Genomic DNA, 2,971 nt, shown 5'->3' on the forward strand with positions numbered 1-2,971 from the left:
GGACGGAGTGATTCTCGTCCCAGTAGACGGCGGTCCTGCGCCTCCCTAGACTGGCCAACTGCCATGACCGCCGTCCCGGCGTCAGCCCAGGCTCAGTGCCCCATGACACTTCCCGCGACCCCGACAGTCCCGACCCGGCCCCTGCGCGGGCGCATCCCCGCCGTGCTCGAGCCGGCCTACAAGGCCTATGTGCTCACGCACTACCGGGGCTTTTTGCTGGCGATCAACTTCATCGCGATGATCGCCTACGACGCCTACGTGCTGGCCGATGCGCTGCTGATCCCGGACATGGCCATGGAGTCTCTGGTCACCCGGGGCCTGCTGAGCCTGGTGGGGCTGCTGAACATCTTCCTGGTGTTCCGCTACAGCCGCAGCGTGCTGCTGATGGACATGCTCATGCCGCTGCACGACATCGTGTCCACCATCGCCTGGTTCGAGTTGCTCAAGCGCAGTGATTCGCCCGACGTCGCGACCTTCCTCTATGCCTCGGTGGTGTTCATCGTGCTGGGCAACCTGGGGGTGCGCTATTCGTTCAGGGGCATCCTGGCCTGCTCGCTGGCGATCTCCGGGGTGATCCTCTACAACGTCGCGCTGATCCACCCGGGGGACACCAAGGCGCTGCTGATCTTCACCCTGGTCTACCTGCCGGTGGCGATCTTCAGCCTGTTCATCAGCTGGACCACCATCCGTGGCGTGCGCCAGGCCTTTCTCGCCGACGAGGAGGCGCGCCGCCAACGCGCCGAGCTGGCCACGCTCAATGGCCGCCTGCACGAGCTGGCGAGCACCGATGCGCTCACCGGTGTGGGCAACCGCCGCGCCTTCGATCGCGTGCTGGAGGAGTACTGGCAGCAGATGAGCCTGCACGGCCGGCCCTTCGCGCTGCTGCTGGCGGACATCGACTACTTCAAGCCCTACAACGACCACTACGGCCACCTGGCCGGCGACCGCTGCCTGCGCGAGGTCGTGGACAGCCTGGTGCACACCCTGCGCGACGGGCAGGCGAAGGTCTTCCGCTACGGCGGCGAGGAGTTCGTCGTGCTGCTGCAGGTCGGCAGCCAGGCCGAGCTGGAGCACATCACCGAGCGCCTGCGGGTGCAGGTGGCGGGGCTGGACATGGAGCACCTCAACCGCCCCGATGGCCTGCGCCACCACACCATCAGCCTGGGGGCCTCGCTCTCCAGCGGCGCGGGCCTGGCCAGGGCGCAGGACCTGCTGGCGCGCTGCGACCAGCTGCTCTACCGGGCCAAGCAGGAAGGCCGCAACCGTGCCTGCCTGGCGGCGATGACGCTCTGCTGAGCCGGTGAGGGAATGCCCGGGTGAGGTATCGCTGCGTTGGGCCTCGCTGCGCTCGGCGCCAACCTGCGGGTAACGGGGCACGCTCCCGTAGGAGCGAGCTCTGCTCGCGAAGTGCTTGCTGGAATCTGTGGGAGCGAATTCATTCGCGATGGAGTATCCGGCCGCTCGCAGCCTTGTGCCGGCGGCGGGGCTTTCGCGGCTGAAGCCGCTCCTACGGGGAATGCGTGAGCGAGGGCGCGCGCGCCGGGTTGCCCGGCGCGCGTGCTGGCGATCAGAGGATGCTGATCGGGTACTCGACGAAGGCGCGGACTTCGTTCAGGTCCGGGCCCACGTTGTTGTCGGCACGGTAGATGGAGTTGCGCAGCTTGAACGACAGGTCCTTGGCCGGGCCGTCCTGCACCACGTACTTGAACTGGTTGAACAGCTCGCGCTCGGTGCCGTCGCTCTCGCCGCCGGCCTCGATGTTGCTGCCGCGCACGTAGGCGACCTTGTAGCTCAGGCCGGGAACGCCGTAGGTGGCGAAGTCCAGCTCGTAGCTCGCCTGCCAGGAACGCTCGTTCTTCAGGTTGAAGTCGGAGTAGTAGGAGTTGGCCACGTAGATGGTGCTGCCGCCGTCGCCGTAGTCGTACGCATAGCCGGCATCACCGGTGTTGCGCTGGTGGGCGATGATGAACGCGTGGGCGCCGACGCTGTACTTGGCGGCCAGGCTCCACAGGGTGTTCTTGTCGTTTTCGCCGTCACCGCCGAAGTCCAGCGCGGCATCGGAGTTGTCGTCGTAGTCGGTGCGGTAGATGTTGAAGTCGAGGTTCAGGGCCTGTTCCGCGTTGAACGGAATCGTGTAGTTCACGTTGCCGTAGTACTTCTTGAAGGTGTCTTCGACATCGGAGTGGTACAGGGCCACGGACAGCGCGTCGTTGACCACGTAGCTGCCGCCGATCACGTCGATGCTCTTCAGGCGATTGGGGTCGCGCGCCGGGTCGCCCATCGGGCTGTCGGCGGTGAAGCGGCCGACGTTCAGTTCCAGGCCTTCGATTTCCTTGCTGGTCACCAGGGTGCCGGTGAAGGCCTGCGGCAGCAGGCGGCTGTCGTCATAGGCGAGCACGGGCAGGGAGGGGAACTGGTTGCCGTACTTGAGCACGGTGTTGGAGAAGCGCAGCTTCACCGCGCCGCCGGCCTCGGAGAGGTCATCCACCGGGTGGCCGTCGCTGTCGGTGTCGAAGAAGGCGCTGTAGTTGCGACCACGGCCGCTGTCGAGCTTGATGCCCAGCAGGCCGTAGGCGTCCACGCCGAAGCCGACGGTGCCCTGGGTGAAGCCGGACTCGAAGGTGCCGATGAAGCCCTGGCCCCAGACCTTGGCGTCGTTGGTCTTGTCCTTGTAGTCACGGTTGAAATAGGCGTTGCGCAGCAGGACCTTCAGGCTGGCGTCCTCGACGAAGCCCTTGGCGTCGGATTGCTCGCTGGCGTGGGCCTGGGCGATACCCAGGGAAAGCAGCGTGCAGGCGGCGGCTATATAGTTTCGGTTATGCATGGATGCTCCCAGATATTGGTTTTTTGGGTATTCGGAATAGCCGGTTGATGAAGGGAACTTCTAACCGGCTTCCGAAGGCGGTGTAGTGATGTTGATGGGAGGCTCCAAGAAGCGCTCCAAGAGCTTCCCTATAGGCACCCCCATGTC

The 2,971-nt window shown here is 65.4% G+C and carries 2 protein-coding genes; one reads left to right on the forward strand and one right to left on the reverse strand.

The window, feature by feature from the left end; translation table 11 throughout:
* The first annotated feature begins 102 nt into the window (after positions 1-102).
* The gene (locus DMX10_RS32100) at positions 103-1,296 is read left to right on the forward strand and encodes a GGDEF domain-containing protein (protein WP_111264878.1); all 1,194 of its coding nucleotides are present in this window, start codon (positions 103-105) and stop codon (positions 1,294-1,296) included.
* Between the two features lie 271 nt (positions 1,297-1,567).
* Here DMX10_RS32100 and DMX10_RS32105 read toward each other — a convergent pair whose 3' ends face one another.
* Positions 1,568-2,824, reverse strand: coding sequence for an OprD family porin (locus DMX10_RS32105; protein WP_111264879.1), 1,257 nt, complete (start codon positions 2,822-2,824; stop codon positions 1,568-1,570).
* Positions 2,825-2,971 lie beyond the last annotated feature (147 nt).

Origin of the sequence: Pseudomonas sp. 57B-090624, assembly GCF_003234055.1 — a bacterium.
GTDB lineage: Bacteria > Pseudomonadota > Gammaproteobacteria > Pseudomonadales > Pseudomonadaceae > Metapseudomonas > Metapseudomonas tohonis.

What these genes read in the sequence shown, in the direction of transcription:
- DMX10_RS32100 (WP_111264878.1), top strand. Translation starts at nt 103, where the DNA reads ATGACACTTCCCGCGACCCCGACAGTCCCGACCCGGCCCCTGCGCGGG.
- DMX10_RS32105 (WP_111264879.1), bottom strand. Translation starts at nt 2,824, where the DNA reads ATGCATAACCGAAACTATATAGCCGCCGCCTGCACGCTGCTTTCCCTG.